This is a genomic window from Candidatus Magnetaquiglobus chichijimensis (assembly GCF_045865675.1).
GTDB classification, from domain to species: Bacteria; Pseudomonadota; Magnetococcia; order Magnetococcales; family Magnetaquicoccaceae; genus Magnetaquiglobus; species Magnetaquiglobus chichijimensis.
Map to the genome: position 1 here is coordinate 13,524 of NZ_BAAFGK010000002.1, position 17,260 is coordinate 30,783.

Genomic DNA, 17,260 nt, shown 5'->3' on the forward strand with positions numbered 1-17,260 from the left:
AGCGTCGTGTCAGGCAATCTTGAAGAGGCGTTGGAAATTGGCCGTTTCCAGGATCTTGCGGATTTCCGGACGGGTGTTGATGATCTCGATGTCCGACTCGTTGGCGCCGGCCTCTTCGCGCAGCAACAGCAGCATGCCCAGGGCAGAGGAATCGATGTACTCGGTGCCGGCCAAGTCGATCACGAAACGCCGACCCTGGTTGTCGTCACCACCCGCATCGTTCTGATAGGCGGCACGGAACTGGGAGTGCATCTCGAAGTTGAACCGCCCCTTGACGCCGATGATGGTCTCCTTGTCGTTGCGGGTGACGTGAATCGTTCCTGACATATCGTTCTCCTGTCTTCAAAGAAGGATGTTTGAAAAACAACAATCAATTCCATGCCGTCAGACCAAAGCCATCAAGACCTGCATGGAGATCAGAACAGCTCGATATCCCCTTCGTCCATGTTGGTCTGCTGCACGGCCTGACGATCGGCGATGTCGAACCGCTCCACCTGTTCAGCCAGGGAGGTGCGGATGTGCATCTCTCCCTTGGCATCGAAATCGGGCGGAATGATGGAGGCCATCTGCTCGAGCACCGCGAACTTTCGCTCCATGCTCTGGGTCAACTGGGTCACCATGTCCTCGAACTGCAACGACATCACCGCGATTCCCACGCGCATGTTGATGTCTTCGGTGATCGCCGCGACCTGGGTGATGGTGCGGCTCGTCATCTCGTCGATGGCGTTCACCTCGTCCATCATGAAATCGACCCGCCCCTTGGATTCGATCGCGAAGCTCATGTCCTTGGAGGCCATGTGCTCGATGATCTCCTTGGTGCTGACGATGTTCTCCCGTGCCTGATCGATCACGTCGCTGATCTTGCTGGAGAACTCGTGAGAGTTTCCGGCCAGCTTGCGCACCTCGTCGGCCACCACCGCAAACGAGCGTCCCGCCTGTCCGGCGCGCGCGGCCACGATCCGGGCATTCAGGGAGAGCACATGGGTCTGCTCCGCGATGCCGTTGATGTCCTTGATCAGCAGGACCACCTCCTGCATCTGCGTGGAGAGCGCATCGATCCGATGGACCATCTCCATGCTTTGCCGGCTGACCAGAATGATGTGATCCACGAAGGTACGCAAGATTTTGTCGGTTTCGGAGACGAATTTGCGCACGCTGATGGTGGACTGCTCCGACTCCTTGTTGGAGACATCCATGGAATGGGTGAGCGAGGCAACCAGATCGTGCTGTTCGTTGGACTTGTCGCGCAGACCGTTGAAGCTGTCGGTCAGTTTGACGATCGCGTCCTGGACGAGCGAGCGGATCTGATGCATCTCATGACGCATGCTATCGGTTTCGCGCGAAATTTCGGCGCGAATATCCCGGATCAGTTGTTCGTTCCCGCCGGTCATTACACTCAACTGGATGCCTGGTTGTTGAGCCCCAGAACCGTGGCGACGTCGAGGATGATCAGAAGGTTGCGTTCAAACTCCACCACCCCATGCACGAAGTCCGCGGCGATACCGGTCAGATTGGCGGGCGGCGGCAGGATGTTGTCGTCCACGATGTCGCGCACGTCCCCCAGTTGATCGACCGCCAGACCGACCGGATCCTCCCAGGGACACTTGGTCATGGCCAGTTCGTGATCGATCTTCATCACCTCGTCACGGGTCTTCATGATGACGTTGTACTGTTTGACCCGTGCTTCCCCCGAATCGGGCTTGGACCAGCAGAGTCGGGAGCGCAGATCGAACAGGGTGATCACGCGACCGCGGATGTTGAGCATGCCGCGAATGTAGTCCGGCGAGCCCGGAACCGGGGTACACTCCATGGAGCGGTTGATCTCCCGGACCAGGAGAATGTCGATCCCCAGATAGAGGTCGCCCAGGGTGAAGGTGCTGACGAGCATGGCGCAAGATTCTCCGATGGCTCAAAGGCGTTCGGTCGGGACCGAAGCGCCGGCGCGGGTCAAGTGTGGCCCGCCAATGGGCAAAGCATGGCGCGACCCGGGCGCGAAGGCGATTCGAACCGGGGTCGTCGGGTGACCCGGCGGAGGCGTCACCCGATACCCTCGCGGGTGTTGTGTCGCGTGCCCGATCCTCAACGAGGCCGCAAGGTGGAGACCACCTTGAGCAGGCGATTCTTGTCGATGGCCGGCACGCAGCTGACGAACCCGGCACGGGCGCAGCGATCTTCCAGCTCCGAGGAGATGGAAGAGGTGGTGGCGATCATCGGGATTTCGGCGTGGGGCGTGCCATTGAGTTCGTTGGCAAGCTCGAAACCATCCATCACCGGCATGTTGAGGTCGGTGACCAGCAGGTCGTAGTCGCCGCGGTTGAGCATGCCGATGGCCGCCTGACCATCCTCGGCCTGATCCACGTCGAAGCCCACGGAGCTGAGGTAGTTGCTGGTCAGCACCCGCAGGAACGGGGTGTCGTCCACCACCAGGGCGCGGAATCCGGCCCCCTCGACTTGCGGCGGCATCCATGGCGGACGGATGCCGGCCATTTCGAACACCGCGTTGACATCCGGGAAGAGCACCACCCGGTCGTCGATCTGGGCGGATCCGAACAGTCCCGGCGCCTGGATGGCGCGGCAGTCGAGATCGATGTTGGTCTCGCGGGTGTCGATGATGCGCGAGAAGATCAGACCGGCCTGGATGTCCGGGATGTTGGGCACCACCATGCAGAGGTTGAGATCCTCCTCCTCTTCCGGATCCATGGTGTTGCGGGAGAGTCCCATCCCCTCGAGCCCCAGGACGTGATCCGGGTAGATGGCACGGAAGGTCTTGCCGTCGTAACGGACATAGGGGAGACCACCGATGGTGTCGAGCAGCTTCGGGGAGATTTTTTCCACGCGCCGCACCATGGAGTGGACGATGCCCATGATGAGTCCGGTGCCGGTCTCGAGGAGGATGATGTTCTGACGTTCGCGCAGCGCGGCCCGGCGCTCCTCGTCGAGGTCCATGCGCGTGGCCCGTTCCACGTTGCTGAAGTTGATCTTGGCCTGCTCCATCAGACCGGCGTAGTCGATGATCAACGACACGCTGCCATCGCCGAGGATGGTGGTGGCCGAGAAACAGGGGTTGTCCTTGAAGAACGAGGGGAGCGGCTTCACGACGATCTCTTCGCTGTCGAGCACCTCGTCCACCACCATGCCGAACTCGTTGCCACCCACGTTGAGCACCATCACGTAGGCGACCAGGGTGTGCGGATCGCGGCGATCCGAGGCGGGCGGTATGTCGCGACGACCGTCCTTGCCGTCCGCGGCGTCCTGGGCCTTGCGCTGGCCGTTGCGGCGATCGGAGAACCGTTCGCGGCGGTCAGGCGAGGCGCCGTCCGGGAGGACGCGGGGGATGTTGAGGACGTCGGTGAGATCGACCAGGGGCAGCAGCATGTTGCGCAGCCGCAGCACCGGGGCGCTGCCGACGATCTCGATCTGCTGGGCGCGCTCGGATTCGGCCACGCGCACGATCTCCACCAGACCGATCTCCGGAATGGCGAAGCGTTGATTCCCCGCCGAGACGATCATCGCCGGGATGATGGCGAGCGTCAGGGGGAGCTTGAGGATGATGTTCGTGCCTTTGCCGACCTTGGAAAGGATCTGCACCGTGCCACCGAGTTTTTCGATGTTGGTGCGCACCACGTCCATGCCCACGCCGCGCCCCGAGACGTCCGAGACCTTCTTGGCCATGGAGAAGCCGGGGGCGAAGATCAGGTCGAGGGCATCCTCCTCGCTCATGGTATCGGCCTGGCGTTCGGTGATCAGACCGCGTTCCAGGGCCTTGGTTTTGACCCGTTCGGCATCGATGCCCGCGCCGTCGTCGGCCAGCGAAATGTTCACCATGCCGTTTTCGTGATAGGCGGCCAACTCCACCTGACCGGCCTCCGGCTTGTTGCTGGCCAGACGATCCTGGGGCATTTCGATGGCGTGGTCGGCCACGTTGCGGATCATGTGGGTCAACGGGTCGGAGAGGTGCTCGATCACCGATTTGTCGAGATCGACGTCGCCGCCGCGCAGTTCCAGATCGATTTTCTTGCCCAGCTTGTGGGCCAGGTCGCGCACGATGCGCGGGAACTTGTTGAACACCACCGACACCGGCTGCATGCGGGCCTGCATGACCCGTTCCTGGATGCGGCTGGTGATGGAGTCGAGGTTTTGCACCAGGGGGCCGAAGTGGGGGAACTTGGCCTGGACCTCGACTGCGGCGCGGGAGAGCTGGTTTCTGGCCAGCACCAGCTCGCCGGCGTTGTTGATCAGTTCGTCGAGCAGCGAGACGCTGACGCGCAGGGTCTCCTCGACCGTCGGACTCGAACTCTTGTTGGCCGGGGTGCCGGGCTTGGCCGCCGCGCCGCGCTTGGCGGACGGGGCGTATTTGGGCTTCTTGAGGCGTGGGGTATGGGCCTCCTTGGAGTGAGGACCGGCGTCGTCGTCATCGTCGTCGTCGTCGCGCGGCTTGGCAGAGGCCACCGCCTTGACCGGAGCCGGAACGGGCGCGCCCTGCTTGGCCGCCTGGGCCACGGAGGCGGAGATCGCCTGTTTCTGGATGTGGTCGTTGTCCACCTGCAACAACGAGAGCAGCAGGTCATCCTCGAGCACCGTGGAGAGCAGTACCGACAGGGAGTTGGCGCTCAGGGTTTCGAGTTCCTTGTTGCTCTGGAACGGCGGATCGGTGGCCACGATCGAGCCCACCGACTCCATCAGCGACTTGGTGGTGTTGAACAGATCCACCCGCTCGTCCTTGCCCTCGGGCAGGTCGATGGCGATCGAGAAGAAGCGTCGGCCATGGGTGACCGCCTCGTTCACCGCGTCGGGATGACGGGTCAGATCGAAGGTTTTGATTTCCGACTTTTTGGCCGTGCCACCGGATGCGGATGCGGCATGGACTTCCGGTTCGGGTTCGGGCTCCGGCTTGGGCGGGGGAGGGGGAGGCGCGGCAGGCGCCGGGGCTGGGGGGGGCGCTGCGGGCTTGGGGGCCGCGCCTCCGCTCCCCTCCAGGATGGCCTGGATGGTGGCGATCTGTTCGCTGGCATCCACCGATTCGCTGGCGGAAACGTCGTGGATCATGGTTTGCAGCTTGTCGAGACCCGACAGCAGGCTGTCCGTGACCGCCGGCGTCACCGTCATGGATTTCTCCCGGACCTTGCCCAGAAGGTTTTCCATGGTGTGGCTCAGCTTGGTGATGCTGGAGAGACCGAAGAATCCGGCGGAACCCTTGATCGAATGGACGCTGCGGAAAAGCCGGTTGATGATCTCCGGATCCGTGTTGTCGCCTTGTTCTTCCAGGGTCAGAAGATCCGGCTCGATGGTTTCCAAATGCTCGGTGGCTTCCTGCACGAACATGCCCAAAAGTTCATCATCTTCCTCGGCCATGACGACATTTTCCCCTGAACGGCGACAGGTGTTGCGTAAGTTGTTACGGCCTTGCCAACTGGCGACGGCACATATCAGTGTATCGGGAACGGGCCCGATAAATCAAGACGAACGAAGGAGGAATCCTCCGTTCCGCGCCATGGCGCATGAAAATGGATCGGAACGAAAATTTCTATATCATTTTTGCTTGGATTCGGCTATGATTAACGCGCTTTGATTGCATTTTTTCCCATTGACGCTATGTTACAAACGGGGTGCGGAGACGGAGCCGGATTTTTCCATCGTCATGACCGCTCCCTCCAGGGTTCGCCGGAAGGATGCCGGAATGCTTGCGGGCTTCATGGTGTCGCGCTTCCCATCGGGCGTTTTCTTGTTCAATACTTCTATAAAATGGGCCTTCCGGTCCAACAGGGAGAGTTGCACGATGAACAAATCGGTCGTTTCCGAACTTTTGCATGAGCCTGCCGTGGACAACAACGACACCCACCTCTGGATGGCGGTCATGGATCGCGCGGTCCGCGACCTGGTTGCCCTGGAGCGCTACCGTCAGGATCCTGCCGTGATGGAGGATCCGGTCTTTCGGTACGATTATCGCACGCTGCGGAAATGGTTTCACTCTTCTTCCATGGAGCCTGGTTCGTTCAACTGGATCTGTTCCCTGGTCAACATCGATCCCAAATGGGCCCTCAATCGTCTTGAGGAGCGTCTCAAGGTCTGCATCGGCCCCTCCTCCGGCAAAAAGACCGTTGCCCGTGGCGCCATCTCTCTGCCGGACGACGCGGATGATCTTGATGACGACCTGGATGCCATCGCCGCCGCCGCATGATCTCGGTTCGAGAAGTTAACGCAAGAAACGTGCCTTGACTTTTTGACACCGTGCTCGCGCCGTGGCGTCGGGCAGGTGGCATGATCGAAAAGGGACCGGGCCTGAGTGCCCGGTCTTTTCGTGTCAACGGGGCGATATAACGTTGAACCCGGTCGATAGGACCGGCGTTCATCACGTCGGTGGATCGATCATCGTTTTGTTCGTGGGGAGAGCGCAAGTATGACCAACGCGGCAGTTTCCGACTCCTGGAAGCGAGGGAGGGATTTTCTGGGTGTCCGACAGGCCGTTCTGGGAGGGGCCATGTCGTGGCTCTCCGAGCGTCATCTGGTGGCGGCCATCTCCAATGCCGGCGGATTCGGGGTGCTGGCCACCGGGAGCATGCCGGTCGAGCTGGCCCGCGCCGAGGTGCGCGCCACCCGCGCCCTCACCGACAAACCGTTCGGCATCAACCTCATCATCATGCATCCCGCCCTGGCCGACTATGTGGCCATGGTCGTGGAGGAGAAGGTGACCCACTGCGTGCTGGCCGGTGGAATGCCGGGTCGCGAGACCGTGGAGACGTTGCGGGCCGGTGGGGTGAAGGTGATCCTGTTCGCGCCGTCGTTGGCCCTGGCCAGGCGGCTGATCCAGCGCGGGGTGGATGCGTTGATCATCGAGGGGCACGAGGCGGGTGGTCATGTGGGGCCGGTATCGACCCTGGTTCTGGCGCAAGAGATTCTTCCGCATGTTCACGAGGTGCCGGTTTTCGTGGCGGGCGGGATCGCGGACGGGGTGATGACCGCAGCCATGGCCTCCCTGGGGGCCGCCGGGGTGCAGGTGGGAACCCGCTTCGTCTGCGCTGGGGAGTGCGTGGCCCACGCCAATTTCAAGCAGAAGTTCATTCAGGCCCAGGCCCGCGACGCGGTGGTGACCGTGCAGTTCGACCCTGCTCTGCCGGTGATCCCGGTGCGGGCGCTGGTCAACAAGGGGACCGAGCGGTTCAACCAGTTGCAGTTGGATCTGGTGCGCCAGGTGCGCGAGGGAAGCAAGCCGCGCGCCGAGGCCCAGCTGGAGTTGGAACACTTCTGGGCCGGAGCCCTGCGTCGCGCCGCCATCGACGGGGATGTGGAGCATGGTTCGGTGATGGCCGGGCAGAGCGTCGGCATGGTGCGCGCCATTCAGCCGGCGGCCACGATCATCGAGGATCTGGTCGCGCGGCTGGAGGGATGATGCAGGGCGGGGGTGGGAAGCGCATGCATCCGACCCGTTTCGAAACCAGGCCGTTTGTGATGGGCGGTCCGTGGTCAGTACCCCTCCTGCAAGCGGTGGATGGCCTCCGTCACCTGGGAGGGTGGTTCGGTAAAGTATGGCCGCAGCAAGGGATCGCAATCCATCCCGATGAATTTTTCGCAGAAGGTGCGCAGCAAGGGGTTGCTGGATGGCGGAATGGGCGTGCGTCCGATCCAGAGGTCTTCAGGCGTGTCGCCACTCTTTAAGTCCCACCAGAAGATGGGATAGGAATCACCGCCCAGGACACCCTTGAGCGGTGCGGATCCTTCGTGAAACAAGGGAAAGAGCTTTTCTTCCGGGTCACAGGCCAAGGCCCAGACCACCTCAGCCGAGAGCACGAATTTGCGGCTGGTGGCAAAGGCGCCAAGACGGAATCCGGTATCGATGGCTTTTCCGGCAAAATCGATGGTTTCGTTTGCCCAGGGTCGCTCAGGGCGTGTTGGATCGAGGATGCCGTCGGGGATCACCATCTCCAGATTGTTCAGGGGGAAGTCCGCCAGCCAGGCGCGCGGTTTGAGTCGCAGCCTGAGAACTTCTCCTGCCGGAGAAAAGATCTGCTGATCTGATTGTGCCAGTTCGGCATTGTAGGCTTTGACCGCCTTGCCGAATGCCGCCAGATAATGTTTGAGATTCGGCAAATCGCCTGGATTGACGGTCAGAATGATTTCGTCGCCGAGCGCCTTCCAGACCCTGGGTTGATCCCTCCTCCTTGACGCGCTCAACAGGTTGATTTCCTCGACGAAGTTCCGGATCAGACCTTCATGGAAATTGCGTAACATTTTTTTCCACTCAGGCATTTTATTGCGTGAAAATCGATATTTGATCGCGGTTGAATTCTGCATGTCCGCTGCCAGGAAGAGCAACAGGCGATACTCGGTTTTTCTGTCCCGGGGTTCTGATGGGGGTGGTGTCGGTGGGTATTCTTGTTTTTGGAGTAAGTCTTGCATATTGGTCTCCATGAGTGAAGTGAGGAATATGGTGTCGTGTAGGCCATGCCTGTCAACGTGGTTCCACGGTTGGGCAGAAATCACGGATTGGAGAATAGTCTGTTGATTGCTTGCGGTGGCTGTGATAAGTTTTAAGCCAAGGCATGGTGGCATGGTGCGCGTCATGTTCCGGTTCGTCAAGGTTGAAGCGGAGGTCGCTTCGTTGCTTTGGACGCGGGATGGACACGATGGAAGCGATGTCAGCCGTAATGCGCTGGACCAGGAGTCAATCAGATGTCTGAAAATTCGAAACTCAAAAGCGATACCGTTGTGATGCCGCGTGTGCGTGTGGGCCGGCAGGTCACTGCGTCGTCTGAATGGCGCAAGCCGATGACGGAAGAGGAGTTTGCGGATTGGATGTATCTTTCCAATACGGGTCTCGATCCCAGCAAGGTCACCCCGCGTCGTGCTGGCCGCTCGTCCTTGCTCTCCTTGACCGAGGCGTAAACACGCCCCACCCGTATGTTTTTTACCAATTCTGGTCCGAGATCATCCCAAGGCTGCTTTGGGTATGATCTCGGATTTTTTTTGCCTTGGGCCAGGGGGTGTTGTTGTGATCAAGGGTTGATAAAAGCAATACGATCGGTTATGCTTGACTGTTTCTTGTTTGTTGGATCGAGATTAGGGTTAGGGGACAGGCATCAATGAGCGGCAATCACGCCGGGGTTTTGCAACTGTTTGATCGGTTCTGGAAAGGGTTCGTTCAAATCGAGGCAGACGAGTTGATTGCGAGAAGCGATAAAAGACTGATGTTTGCTCTTGATGCCGAACGGAATGTTCGTGAGGCATTTGAGGGCTTTTGTGAAGACATACATAAAAGAATGCAGAAAATTCATCGAGATGTGTCTCCGTCTTCCACGGTTGGCTGCAAATTGATGGATCGGCATAAGATCGCCGCTTGTTTGGCAGCGGCGATTCTGCAAGCCGGAATATGCGAACGTACACGGGATGTCCCGTCGGACCGCCAGTCTGTGGAAGTGCGGCTTGCCAACGAAATTCTGGCTTTCATATGTTCCTTGCATGTTTTGTATTCGTATCTGAGTCATGAAAATGGTTATCGGTTGGATGATGTGGCGCAGTTGGACAGCAAAGTGCTTGAAAAAATCGGACAGGAGGGTTTTCTGATGCCGTCCACCTACGAAGGGGCGGAATCCTATGAAATGCATCTTATCAAGGCCATGCGCATCTCCAAAGGCATGAGACCTGACGAAAAGATTCCTCCGATGGATATCTTGTTGTATTCTGCAATTTTATACCATATCGAACTGCATAATTTTGAGAAACCGTTGTTGCCGCAGGTGCTCTGAGAGCGTTTTCGGAACACGAGGTTCAGAACCATCGCCATCCTGACGCGCCATCCCGTACCGTGGAACTCCCGCCAGGGAGCCCCACGGTACGGGGGTGAGGGGGTTCTCTCCCCCCCATCATGCACGTTACTTTGGATCATTCGGCAAAAACGCCCGAGGCCTGATCGGGCAGAAACTGCCGGGCAGGGAGCTTCTTGCCTGCTGTTTCACTCCGTGACATTCCGCGATAAAACCCGCAATCCTCCTTCCTGCCCCCTTTTGCCCCCCTGAACGCCTCTTGGCGCTTCATACTGGTCTGGCACGACGCTTGAATGCATGGGTTTCGGATGCTTTATCCTTCATGAATCCGAACCGGATGCGGAGTGTTACAGACCATGACCTTGTCGCAACTGTTCATGCCCCGGGTGGAGTCCCGTCCGCCCGCGTCCGCCGAGCGACCCTCGGTTGCCAAGAGTGCCGAGGAGGGGAGCCGTAGCTTCTTCGAGGAGGCGTTGCAACGGGCCGAAACGCGCAAATCCACCCTGAACGCCGAGCGGGAGGAGGCGCGTGCCGAGACGGTCCGCACCCGGGCCGAGGATGCGGACCGCGAGGCCCGCGAGGCCGAGGAGACCGCCGAGGTCGCCGACGCGCGCGAGGCGGGTCAGGCGCGAAAATCCCAGGAGTCCCAGAAGAGCGATGCCGAAGCGGCCAAGAGCGATGAGGAGTCCGGCGCCGCGGATGCGGAAACGTCCGAGTCTGCCGTGACGGTGGGGGAAAAAACGCTTCGGGAGTTGGCCAATGCCAACGGCAAGGGGCGTTCGACCCGCAAGAAGGGAGAGGAGTTGGCCTGGCTCGCCATGCCCCATGCCGCGCTTCTGGCCGTCAACGCCAGTGCGCATGCGCCGGTGATGGCGGCTGGGGAGTCGCTGCCGCAACCTCAGGCCGGCATATCCGCCAATATCCCGTCGCAGGGCGGCCAACCCGGCATGCCGATGCCGCCGGTGGTCGAGGCGGGTGGCAATCCGGGTCAACCGGGTCAACCGGGTCAACCCCTCCTTGAGGCAACGGTGGCCGGCAACAATCCGGCCCGTGGGCTGGCGGAGACGCTGGCCAGCCGGACCCAGGCGCGAGCCGATCTTAATCTTCCTTCTTCCCTGACGCCAACGGACGAAAAAAACGATTTTGCCATGGCCATGCGTCTGGTTTCCGACGGCGCGCGGGGCGTGGGGGAGAAGCCGGGCGTTACCTCCGGGAACACCCTTTCGCCCCAGTCGCCGGCGTTTGGCGACGAGTTGGCCGGGGAGGTGGGGCGGATGCGTTTCATTTCCCGTGCCGGTGGCGCGGAGCAGATGCGTATCTCCCTGAATCCGCGCGAATTGGGCAATCTCGATCTGCGCGTGGCCGTGGACAACGATCAGCGGGTGCATGTGATGATCACCGCCGAGTCGGACGCGACGCGGGATCTGCTGAACAAGCAGATCCCGCAGCTGCGCGAGGCCTTGGCCCGTCAGAATCTGGGCATGGGCGAAGTGATGGTGCATGTGGACGATGGACGCGGTGGCGACGCGGCGGCGCAATGGGGTTTCCAGGGGGGCAATGGCGCCACCGAGGAGCGGCGTGAGGGGCTTGCCTGGCGCGCGTCAGGACGTGGCCAGTCCGAGAGTCCGGTCCCGATCGCGGAAACGGTGCGTTCCGCGCCGGCTGCGAGCGGAGGATTGTCGGGATTGAGTCTGTTCGCCTGATGCCGCCTGATCGTGAAGGGCCCGACGTGAGGCCCACGGTTGGGAGGTGAGGGGATGTCTTTCGTGCGGGTTTGGCGCGAATTTTGAATAAAGTGTTTCAGGGGTCTATCCGTCGCATGGGCGATGACGCCTGAATGGTTCGGACGTTTTTTGGGAGTACGATGATGACCACTACCGCGGCTTATGGCGTCTCTTCGGCAAGCACCAGCACCTCGACCGCCAACAAGACATCGGCGCAGAGCGCTGAGGAGTTGCGGACCGACTTCTTGAAGCTCCTGACCGCCCAGTTGCAGTATCAGGATCCCCTCGAGCCGGTGCAGAACACCGAGTTCACCAGCCAGATGGCCCAGTTCACCGGCCTTGGCGAGCAGCAGAAGAGCAATACGCTTCTGGAAAAACTGATCGCGGCCCAGGGCGTCAATCAATTGAACCAGGCGGTCTCCTACATCGGCAAGACGGCGGTGGTGGATGGCGATCAGACCATCCTGACCGGTGGAGCCGGCACGGTGCGCTTCGATATGCCGAGCGCCGGCAAGGCGACCATCAACGTCTACGACGCCAATGGCCGGGTGGTCGAGTCCATGGAGCAGACCTTCACCAGCGGCACCCAGAAGGTCAGTCTTCAGGGTTCGGATCTGCCGGATGGCACCTACCGGTTCGCCGTCACCATGACCGACGCCTCCGGAAACGTGAAAGCGGTTCCCACCCTGGAGGCCGGGGTGGTAAAGGCGGTGATCAACGACTCCAGCGGCGTGGTTCTGGAGATGAACGGGCGCAAGGTCAACATCGCCGACGTTCGCCAGGTCGAGCAGGGCTGATCGCGAACATCCATACCAAAATATCTATAAGACCACTGGGTCGAATTTTCACGGAGAGCCATTCATGTCCATCTTGCAAGCGATGTATTCCGGTTCGAGCGCCTTGATCAACTTCGGCGAGGCCATGACCGTGATCGGCAACAACCTGGCCAACGCCAACACCACCGCCTTCAAGGGGAGCACCTCCTCGTTTCAGGACGTGCTGATCCAGACTGTGGGCACCAACGGCCTCGGCAGCATGAATCAGGTGGGTACCGGCGTGGGTCTGGCCGACATCCAACAGAACATGAAGCAGGGGAGTTCGGTCTCCACCGCCAATGTCACGGACATGAGCATCGACGGTCGCGGATTCTTCAAGGTGCGCGACAACGCCCTGTCGAGCAAGCTGAACTCCCTGGCTCTGCCGATGGATACCTTCTACACCCGTGCCGGCGCCTTCGAGAAGAACAAGGACGGCTATCTGATCACCTCGGGCGGCGGTCTGCGCCTTCAAGGTTGGAAACTCGACGCGGATGGCAACCATCTGGTCTCCGGCGAGGCCGGGGTGCAGGACATCCTGTTGCCGACCGCCGACGAGAATCTGGCCGCGGCCAGCACCAGCGTCACCCTGCCGGTCAATCTGGACGATCGTCCCACTGCGTCCCTGCCGTTCCACACCTCGGTGCGCGTGTACGATTCGAAGGGCAACCCGCACAGCCTGCGCATGGAGTTCAACCGCACCGCCAATGCCAACGAGTGGTCCTGGAGCGCCCAGGAGCAGGATATGTCCACCGGTGATTTGATCGGCACGGCCACCACGGCCAGCACTCTGAAGTTCGACACGAGCGGTCAGTATCTATCCGGAAGCCCGGTGAACCTGGAGTTTGCGCTTACCAATGGCGCCACCACCCCCTTGAAGCTCGCCTTCGATCTTTCGGCCAGCACCCAGGTGGCCAGCGAGTCCTCCACCGGCAACTGGACCGCCGATGGTTATCCGCCGGGGAATCTCGATACTCTGGCCATTGATCGCGATGGCATCGTTTCGGGTCACTACACCAACGGGCAGACCCGCAAGATGTATCAGATCGCGCTGGTGGATTTCACCAACGAGAACGCCCTGGAGCAGATCGGCGCCAATCTTTACAAGCCGACCGTCCAGTCCGGACAGCCGATGATCGGCATTCCTCAGAGCAGTCGGTTGGGCAGCATCGCCTCCAACTCGCTGGAGCAGTCCAATGTGGACATCTCCAACGAGTTCATCCGCATGATCACCACGCAACGCGGCTTCCAGGCCAACTCGCGCATCGTGTCGGTTTCGGATGGCATGCTCGAGGAGTTGATTTCGCTCAAGCGGTGACGCGATTGATTGAAACGTCATCCGGGTCAAAAGGCTTTGTGCATGGCGTCGCGGTTTGTTAACGTAAAACCGATCCCAACACACTCGGTATGAAAACAAAGGAAGGGTCTCATGGCGGACGAAGCGGAACAGGAATCGGGGGGAGGCAAAGGGGGAATGTTGAAAATCATTCTCCCGGTGGTTGCCTTGTTGTTGGGTGGTGGTGGCGGCTATTTTCTCGGCTCGTCCATGGGCAGCAAGCAGGTCGCGGAGACCGAGAAGCTGGAACCCACGCCCGAACAGAAATCCAAGAAGCCCGAAGAGATGGTGGGCGCCATGTTCAAGCTTGACCCGTTCGTGGTCAACCTGAACGAGCCCAAGGGCAATCGCTATCTCAAGACCACCATCCAGTTGGAGATGGATGATGGTGGCAAGAAGAGCGACAAGGGCGAGAAGAAGGATGCCGGTGGCGGTGGCGGGGGACACGGCGGTGGTGGGGAGGCGGCGGGCAAGGAGGCCGCCAAGTCGCCGCTGGAGATGGAGTTGGAACGGCGCAAGCCTCAGTTGCAGGATGTGATCCTGGCGCTCCTCACCTCCAAGTCCTCGCGTGAACTCCAGGCCCTGGAAGGCAAATTCCGTCTGCGCGAGGAGTTGCTGGCCCGGATCAACGCGCTTTTGGTGAACGGATCCATCACACGGGTCTATTTCACGGAATTCGTCATTCAATAACCGCCGGGCCTTTTGCTTCGGATTGGAAACACGATGACTCAGATCCTTTCCTCAGAAGAGATCGACGCCTTGATGGCGGGTCTGGACGACGGATCTCTCAATTTCGAAGAACCCGAGGATGCCAAGGAGGAGAAGGAGGAGAAGAAAGTCACCTCCTTCTTCTTCGGCCAGAAGACCGCCATCCGGGTGGGTGCGCTGCCCGGTCTGGACCTGATCAACGAGCATCTGGCCTCGCAACTCTCCTTCAAGCTGACCCAGAAGGTGGGACGGGAGGTGCATGTTCAGCCGAAATCGACCACCAACCAGATTTTCGGTCGGTTTCTGCATGGTCTGGATCCGCCGATCTTCATCAACATCCTGCGGGTCGAGCCCTCCCAGTCGATGAGCCTGTTGGCCATCGATGGCGAGGTGATGTACCACATTCTCGAGGGTTTTTTTGGCGGGTCGGGGGATTCGGAACGACCGTTCCGCAACTTCTCGCCCTTCGAGATGAAGGTCATCGACCGCATCATGGACGTGACCCGCGAGCAGATCGAACTGTCGTGGAAGAAGCTCGACAACTCCTTCAAGCTGGTGTTGACCCGCTGGGAGAATCAACCGCAGTTCGCGGCGGTGATGCCGCTCGACGAGACGGTGTTTTTGATCTCCTTCGCGGTGGAGGTGGGCGACTCGGAAGGGACGTTGACCATCTGCTACCCGGCGGTGATCCTGGAGTTGTTCAAGCAGCAGTTGAAGGTCGGCTTCCAGCAGAAGGATCTGGTCGAGGGTTCGACCGCCTGGATCGATGCGCTGCATCATCAGCTGGGACTGGTGCCGCTGGCCCTTTCGCCGGTGGTCTCCCGCGAGCAGATGTCGGTGCGGGAGATGCTGGATCTCCAGATCGGCGACGTGCTGCCGCTCTCCCACGAACTCTCCGAGGAGATGGACGTGGAGGTGGAAGGCGAGGCCAAATATCGATGCCTGGCCGGGATCGTGGACGGGAAGCGGGCCATCCGCATCACCCAGATCCTGCCGCTCGACAAGTGACGCGTTAACTTACTCGATGGGGAGAGGCTCCCCTCGCCCTCCTTGACGTGGAAGGCTCTTCGAGTGCTTTGCGCCAAGAACACGGATCATGATTGCAGACGAGGTGGCTATGGACGATACGGGTGCGTTGTTGGATCCCAACATCCTCAAGGAGCTGGAGCTGGGTGGCGGCGGTGGCGGTGAGCGCGCCTCGTCGGGCTCGAGCAGCACGGTGGTCAATGAGAAGAACATGGAACTTCTCATGGATGTCTCTTTGGAGATCTCCGTGCGTCTTGGCCAGGTGAAGATGCAGATCCGCGATCTTTTGAAACTGAACAAGGGATCCCTGATCGAGTTGGGCCGCGAGGCGGACGATCCGTTGGAGATCCATGTGAACAATCGCCTGCTGGCCTACGGCGAAGTGGTGATGATCAAGGATAAGCTCGGCATTCGCATCACCGACATCGTGTCGTTGAGCGAACGGCTGGAGAATCTGCGTCGATGAGACCGGCGCTCGGTGCCATGTGGACCGGCGCGGCTGTCGCGCTGGTCTGGATCGGTGTCGGAATTTCGACGGTCTGGGCCGGAGAGGGGGCGGAACCGGTGGATCTGCTCGGCGAAGCGACCCGCGTGGCCGGATATCTGCTGCTGCTGATCGCCCTGGGCGCGGTGGCCGTGCGGGTGGGGCGCAAGTATGTCCCGCAGATGGGCGGCACGGGTCCGATCCGGGTCGAGGATGGTCGCAATTTCTCTCCGGGTGTCGGGGTGCGTCTGGTGCGCGTCGGATCGCGCGCCTGGCTGCTCGGCGTCTCCCGCGATCGGGTGACGCTGCTGGCCGAGATGACGCCCGAGGAGCTTGTCAATCTGAAGGGGTCGCAACCGTGAAATCCAGGGCGCGCATTCTGGCGTTGGGTACGCTGCTGGTCGCGGCGGCAGGCGTGTTGGCCTGGCCGGGTCTGGTCGATGCGGCCTCCATCGCCCTGCCGGGGGTGAAACTCTCCACGGGTGACGCTGCGGGTCGGGCCGATCCGGATCAGGTCGGGGTGGGGCTCCAGATCCTGGGGTTCATGACCCTCTTTTCGCTGGCCCCGGCGCTGCTGATCATGGTGACCTCCTTCACCCGCGTGATCGTGGTCATGTCCTTCGTCCGCCAGGCCATGGGCTTGCAGGGACAACCCCCCAACCAGGTGCTCATCTCCCTGGCCCTCTTCATCACCTTTTTCGTGATGGGTCCGGTCTTCGACAAGGTGAATCAGGAGTCCATCCAGCCCTACATGGCCAAGTCCATCAGCGAGGAGCAGGCGTTGGAGAGGGCCATCGCGCCGGTTCGTTCCTTCATGCTGCGTCAGACCCGGGCCAAGGATCTGGAGTTGTTCATGCGTCTGTCCGGGATCAAACAGGCCCCGAGTCCGGCGGATACCCCGTTGCGCCTCATCGTGCCGGCCTTCATGATCTCGGAGTTGAAGACCGCCTTCCAGATTGGCTTTATGATCTATCTGCCCTTTCTGATCATCGACATGGTGGTGGCCAGCGTGGTCATGTCCATGGGCATGATGATGCTCCCGCCGCTGGTGATTTCCATGCCGGTGAAGCTCATTCTTTTCGTCCTGGTGGACGGGTGGGCGCTGGTGGTCGGTTCGCTGGTGCAATCGTTTAAGTGATGGCGAGCCGTCAAACGTCCAAGTGGTTTCGTGCCGGTGACGTGGGGCGACCGGTCGGGTCGTGATGGGTGTGAATGGGTTCTGAATGAAAAAGACCGCCGCGAGGCGGTTTTTTTCATGGAACGTTCCAAGAGAGGTTCACGGTCGGGGGGGAGGGGGTTCCTTCCCATTCTGAAGGTCTGTTTTCGTATCACTACTCAGGACTTCTCTGTTTGGCGGGGTTCTGGGGCCAATGGCCCCCGGTGGGATCCAAAGTCAACAGCCAAACCTG

17 protein-coding genes are annotated in these 17,260 nt (G+C 60.5%); 12 read left to right on the plus strand and 5 right to left on the minus strand.

Features of this window, described 5'->3' with window-relative positions:
- Positions 1 to 9: 9 nt before the first annotated feature.
- The 4 genes from ACOY6C_RS02075 to ACOY6C_RS02090 all read right to left on the minus strand — a co-directional run bounded on the left by ACOY6C_RS02075 (position 10) and on the right by ACOY6C_RS02090 (position 5,352).
- The gene (locus ACOY6C_RS02075) at positions 10 to 327 is read right to left on the minus strand and encodes an STAS domain-containing protein (protein ID WP_420903823.1); all 318 of its coding nucleotides are present in this window, start codon (positions 325 to 327) and stop codon (positions 10 to 12) included.
- A gap of 89 nt (positions 328 to 416) precedes the next feature.
- Positions 417 to 1,391 (minus strand): methyl-accepting chemotaxis protein, encoded by a 975-nt coding sequence (locus ACOY6C_RS02080; protein ID WP_420904245.1) that lies wholly within the window; start codon positions 1,389 to 1,391, stop codon positions 417 to 419.
- A 5-nt stretch (positions 1,392 to 1,396) separates the two neighbouring features.
- Complete coding sequence (locus ACOY6C_RS02085) at positions 1,397 to 1,888, minus strand: chemotaxis protein CheW (RefSeq protein WP_420903824.1); 492 nt, start codon at positions 1,886 to 1,888, stop codon at positions 1,397 to 1,399.
- 191 nt (positions 1,889 to 2,079) lie between these two features.
- Positions 2,080 to 5,352, minus strand: a complete 3,273-nt coding sequence (locus ACOY6C_RS02090) for a hybrid sensor histidine kinase/response regulator (protein ID WP_420903825.1) — start codon at positions 5,350 to 5,352, stop codon at positions 2,080 to 2,082.
- 424 nt (positions 5,353 to 5,776) lie between these two features.
- Between ACOY6C_RS02090 and ACOY6C_RS02095 the strand changes: the two genes are divergently transcribed.
- Together ACOY6C_RS02095 and ACOY6C_RS02100 are read left to right on the plus strand one after the other, a co-directional pair.
- Positions 5,777 to 6,178: a hypothetical protein gene (locus ACOY6C_RS02095; RefSeq protein WP_420903826.1), complete on the plus strand. Its 402-nt coding sequence runs from the start codon at positions 5,777 to 5,779 to the stop codon at positions 6,176 to 6,178.
- A gap of 219 nt (positions 6,179 to 6,397) precedes the next feature.
- Positions 6,398 to 7,387 (plus strand): NAD(P)H-dependent flavin oxidoreductase, encoded by a 990-nt coding sequence (locus tag ACOY6C_RS02100; RefSeq protein WP_420903827.1) that lies wholly within the window; start codon positions 6,398 to 6,400, stop codon positions 7,385 to 7,387.
- Positions 7,388 to 7,461: 74 nt separating this feature from the next.
- Here the strand turns inward: ACOY6C_RS02100 and ACOY6C_RS02105 are convergent, their stop codons facing one another.
- The gene (locus tag ACOY6C_RS02105; RefSeq protein WP_420903828.1) at positions 7,462 to 8,559 is read right to left on the minus strand and encodes a hypothetical protein; all 1,098 of its coding nucleotides are present in this window, start codon (positions 8,557 to 8,559) and stop codon (positions 7,462 to 7,464) included.
- Between the two features lie 108 nt (positions 8,560 to 8,667).
- Here ACOY6C_RS02105 and ACOY6C_RS02110 point away from each other — a divergent pair, with 108 nt between their 5' ends.
- The 10 genes from ACOY6C_RS02110 to fliP all read left to right on the plus strand — a co-directional run bounded on the left by ACOY6C_RS02110 (position 8,668) and on the right by fliP (position 16,989).
- Positions 8,668 to 8,880 carry a hypothetical protein gene (locus ACOY6C_RS02110; protein WP_420903829.1) on the plus strand — a complete coding sequence of 71 codons (213 nt, stop codon included), beginning with the start codon at positions 8,668 to 8,670 and terminating at the stop codon, positions 8,878 to 8,880.
- A gap of 197 nt (positions 8,881 to 9,077) precedes the next feature.
- Entirely contained in the window at positions 9,078 to 9,740 is a 663-nt protein-coding gene (locus ACOY6C_RS02115) for a hypothetical protein (RefSeq protein WP_420903830.1), read from the plus strand.
- Between the two features lie 374 nt (positions 9,741 to 10,114).
- The gene (locus ACOY6C_RS02120; RefSeq protein WP_420903831.1) at positions 10,115 to 11,461 is read left to right on the plus strand and encodes a flagellar hook-length control protein FliK; all 1,347 of its coding nucleotides are present in this window, start codon (positions 10,115 to 10,117) and stop codon (positions 11,459 to 11,461) included.
- Between the two features lie 161 nt (positions 11,462 to 11,622).
- Complete coding sequence (locus ACOY6C_RS02125; RefSeq protein WP_420903832.1) at positions 11,623 to 12,279, plus strand: flagellar hook assembly protein FlgD; 657 nt, start codon at positions 11,623 to 11,625, stop codon at positions 12,277 to 12,279.
- 64 nt (positions 12,280 to 12,343) lie between these two features.
- Positions 12,344 to 13,615: a flagellar hook protein FlgE gene (locus ACOY6C_RS02130; protein ID WP_420903833.1), complete on the plus strand. Its 1,272-nt coding sequence runs from the start codon at positions 12,344 to 12,346 to the stop codon at positions 13,613 to 13,615.
- A 111-nt stretch (positions 13,616 to 13,726) separates the two neighbouring features.
- On the plus strand, positions 13,727 to 14,323 hold the full coding sequence (locus tag ACOY6C_RS02135) for a flagellar basal body-associated FliL family protein (protein ID WP_420903834.1): 597 nt from the start codon (positions 13,727 to 13,729) through the stop codon (positions 14,321 to 14,323).
- Positions 14,324 to 14,356: 33 nt separating this feature from the next.
- Positions 14,357 to 15,349 (plus strand): flagellar motor switch protein FliM, encoded by a 993-nt coding sequence (gene fliM, locus ACOY6C_RS02140; protein WP_420903835.1) that lies wholly within the window; start codon positions 14,357 to 14,359, stop codon positions 15,347 to 15,349.
- Positions 15,350 to 15,437: 88 nt separating this feature from the next.
- Positions 15,438 to 15,833, plus strand: a complete 396-nt coding sequence (gene fliN, locus ACOY6C_RS02145) for a flagellar motor switch protein FliN (protein ID WP_420903836.1) — start codon at positions 15,438 to 15,440, stop codon at positions 15,831 to 15,833.
- The gene (locus ACOY6C_RS02150; protein WP_420903837.1) at positions 15,830 to 16,213 is read left to right on the plus strand and encodes a flagellar biosynthetic protein FliO; all 384 of its coding nucleotides are present in this window, start codon (positions 15,830 to 15,832) and stop codon (positions 16,211 to 16,213) included. The genes fliN and ACOY6C_RS02150 overlap by 4 nt, the downstream gene beginning before the upstream one ends.
- Entirely contained in the window at positions 16,210 to 16,989 is a 780-nt protein-coding gene (gene fliP / locus ACOY6C_RS02155; protein ID WP_420903838.1) for a flagellar type III secretion system pore protein FliP, read from the plus strand. Before ACOY6C_RS02150 ends, fliP begins: the two co-directional genes overlap by 4 nt.
- Positions 16,990 to 17,260 lie beyond the last annotated feature (271 nt).

What these genes read in the sequence shown, in the direction of transcription:
- ACOY6C_RS02075 (WP_420903823.1), bottom strand. Translation starts at nt 327, where the DNA reads ATGTCAGGAACGATTCACGTCACCCGCAACGACAAGGAGACCATCATC.
- ACOY6C_RS02105 (WP_420903828.1), bottom strand. Translation starts at nt 8,559, where the DNA reads ATGACGCGCACCATGCCACCATGCCTTGGCTTAAAACTTATCACAGCC.
- ACOY6C_RS02115 (WP_420903830.1), top strand. Translation starts at nt 9,078, where the DNA reads ATGAGCGGCAATCACGCCGGGGTTTTGCAACTGTTTGATCGGTTCTGG.
- ACOY6C_RS02120 (WP_420903831.1), top strand. Translation starts at nt 10,115, where the DNA reads ATGACCTTGTCGCAACTGTTCATGCCCCGGGTGGAGTCCCGTCCGCCC.
- ACOY6C_RS02110 (WP_420903829.1), top strand. Translation starts at nt 8,668, where the DNA reads ATGTCTGAAAATTCGAAACTCAAAAGCGATACCGTTGTGATGCCGCGT.
- ACOY6C_RS02100 (WP_420903827.1), top strand. Translation starts at nt 6,398, where the DNA reads ATGACCAACGCGGCAGTTTCCGACTCCTGGAAGCGAGGGAGGGATTTT.
- fliM (WP_420903835.1), top strand. Translation starts at nt 14,357, where the DNA reads ATGACTCAGATCCTTTCCTCAGAAGAGATCGACGCCTTGATGGCGGGT.
- ACOY6C_RS02090 (WP_420903825.1), bottom strand. Translation starts at nt 5,352, where the DNA reads ATGGCCGAGGAAGATGATGAACTTTTGGGCATGTTCGTGCAGGAAGCC.
- ACOY6C_RS02130 (WP_420903833.1), top strand. Translation starts at nt 12,344, where the DNA reads ATGTCCATCTTGCAAGCGATGTATTCCGGTTCGAGCGCCTTGATCAAC.
- ACOY6C_RS02085 (WP_420903824.1), bottom strand. Translation starts at nt 1,888, where the DNA reads ATGCTCGTCAGCACCTTCACCCTGGGCGACCTCTATCTGGGGATCGAC.
- ACOY6C_RS02080 (WP_420904245.1), bottom strand. Translation starts at nt 1,391, where the DNA reads ATGACCGGCGGGAACGAACAACTGATCCGGGATATTCGCGCCGAAATT.
- fliN (WP_420903836.1), top strand. Translation starts at nt 15,438, where the DNA reads ATGATTGCAGACGAGGTGGCTATGGACGATACGGGTGCGTTGTTGGAT.
- ACOY6C_RS02125 (WP_420903832.1), top strand. Translation starts at nt 11,623, where the DNA reads ATGATGACCACTACCGCGGCTTATGGCGTCTCTTCGGCAAGCACCAGC.
- ACOY6C_RS02135 (WP_420903834.1), top strand. Translation starts at nt 13,727, where the DNA reads ATGGCGGACGAAGCGGAACAGGAATCGGGGGGAGGCAAAGGGGGAATG.
- ACOY6C_RS02150 (WP_420903837.1), top strand. Translation starts at nt 15,830, where the DNA reads ATGAGACCGGCGCTCGGTGCCATGTGGACCGGCGCGGCTGTCGCGCTG.
- ACOY6C_RS02095 (WP_420903826.1), top strand. Translation starts at nt 5,777, where the DNA reads ATGAACAAATCGGTCGTTTCCGAACTTTTGCATGAGCCTGCCGTGGAC.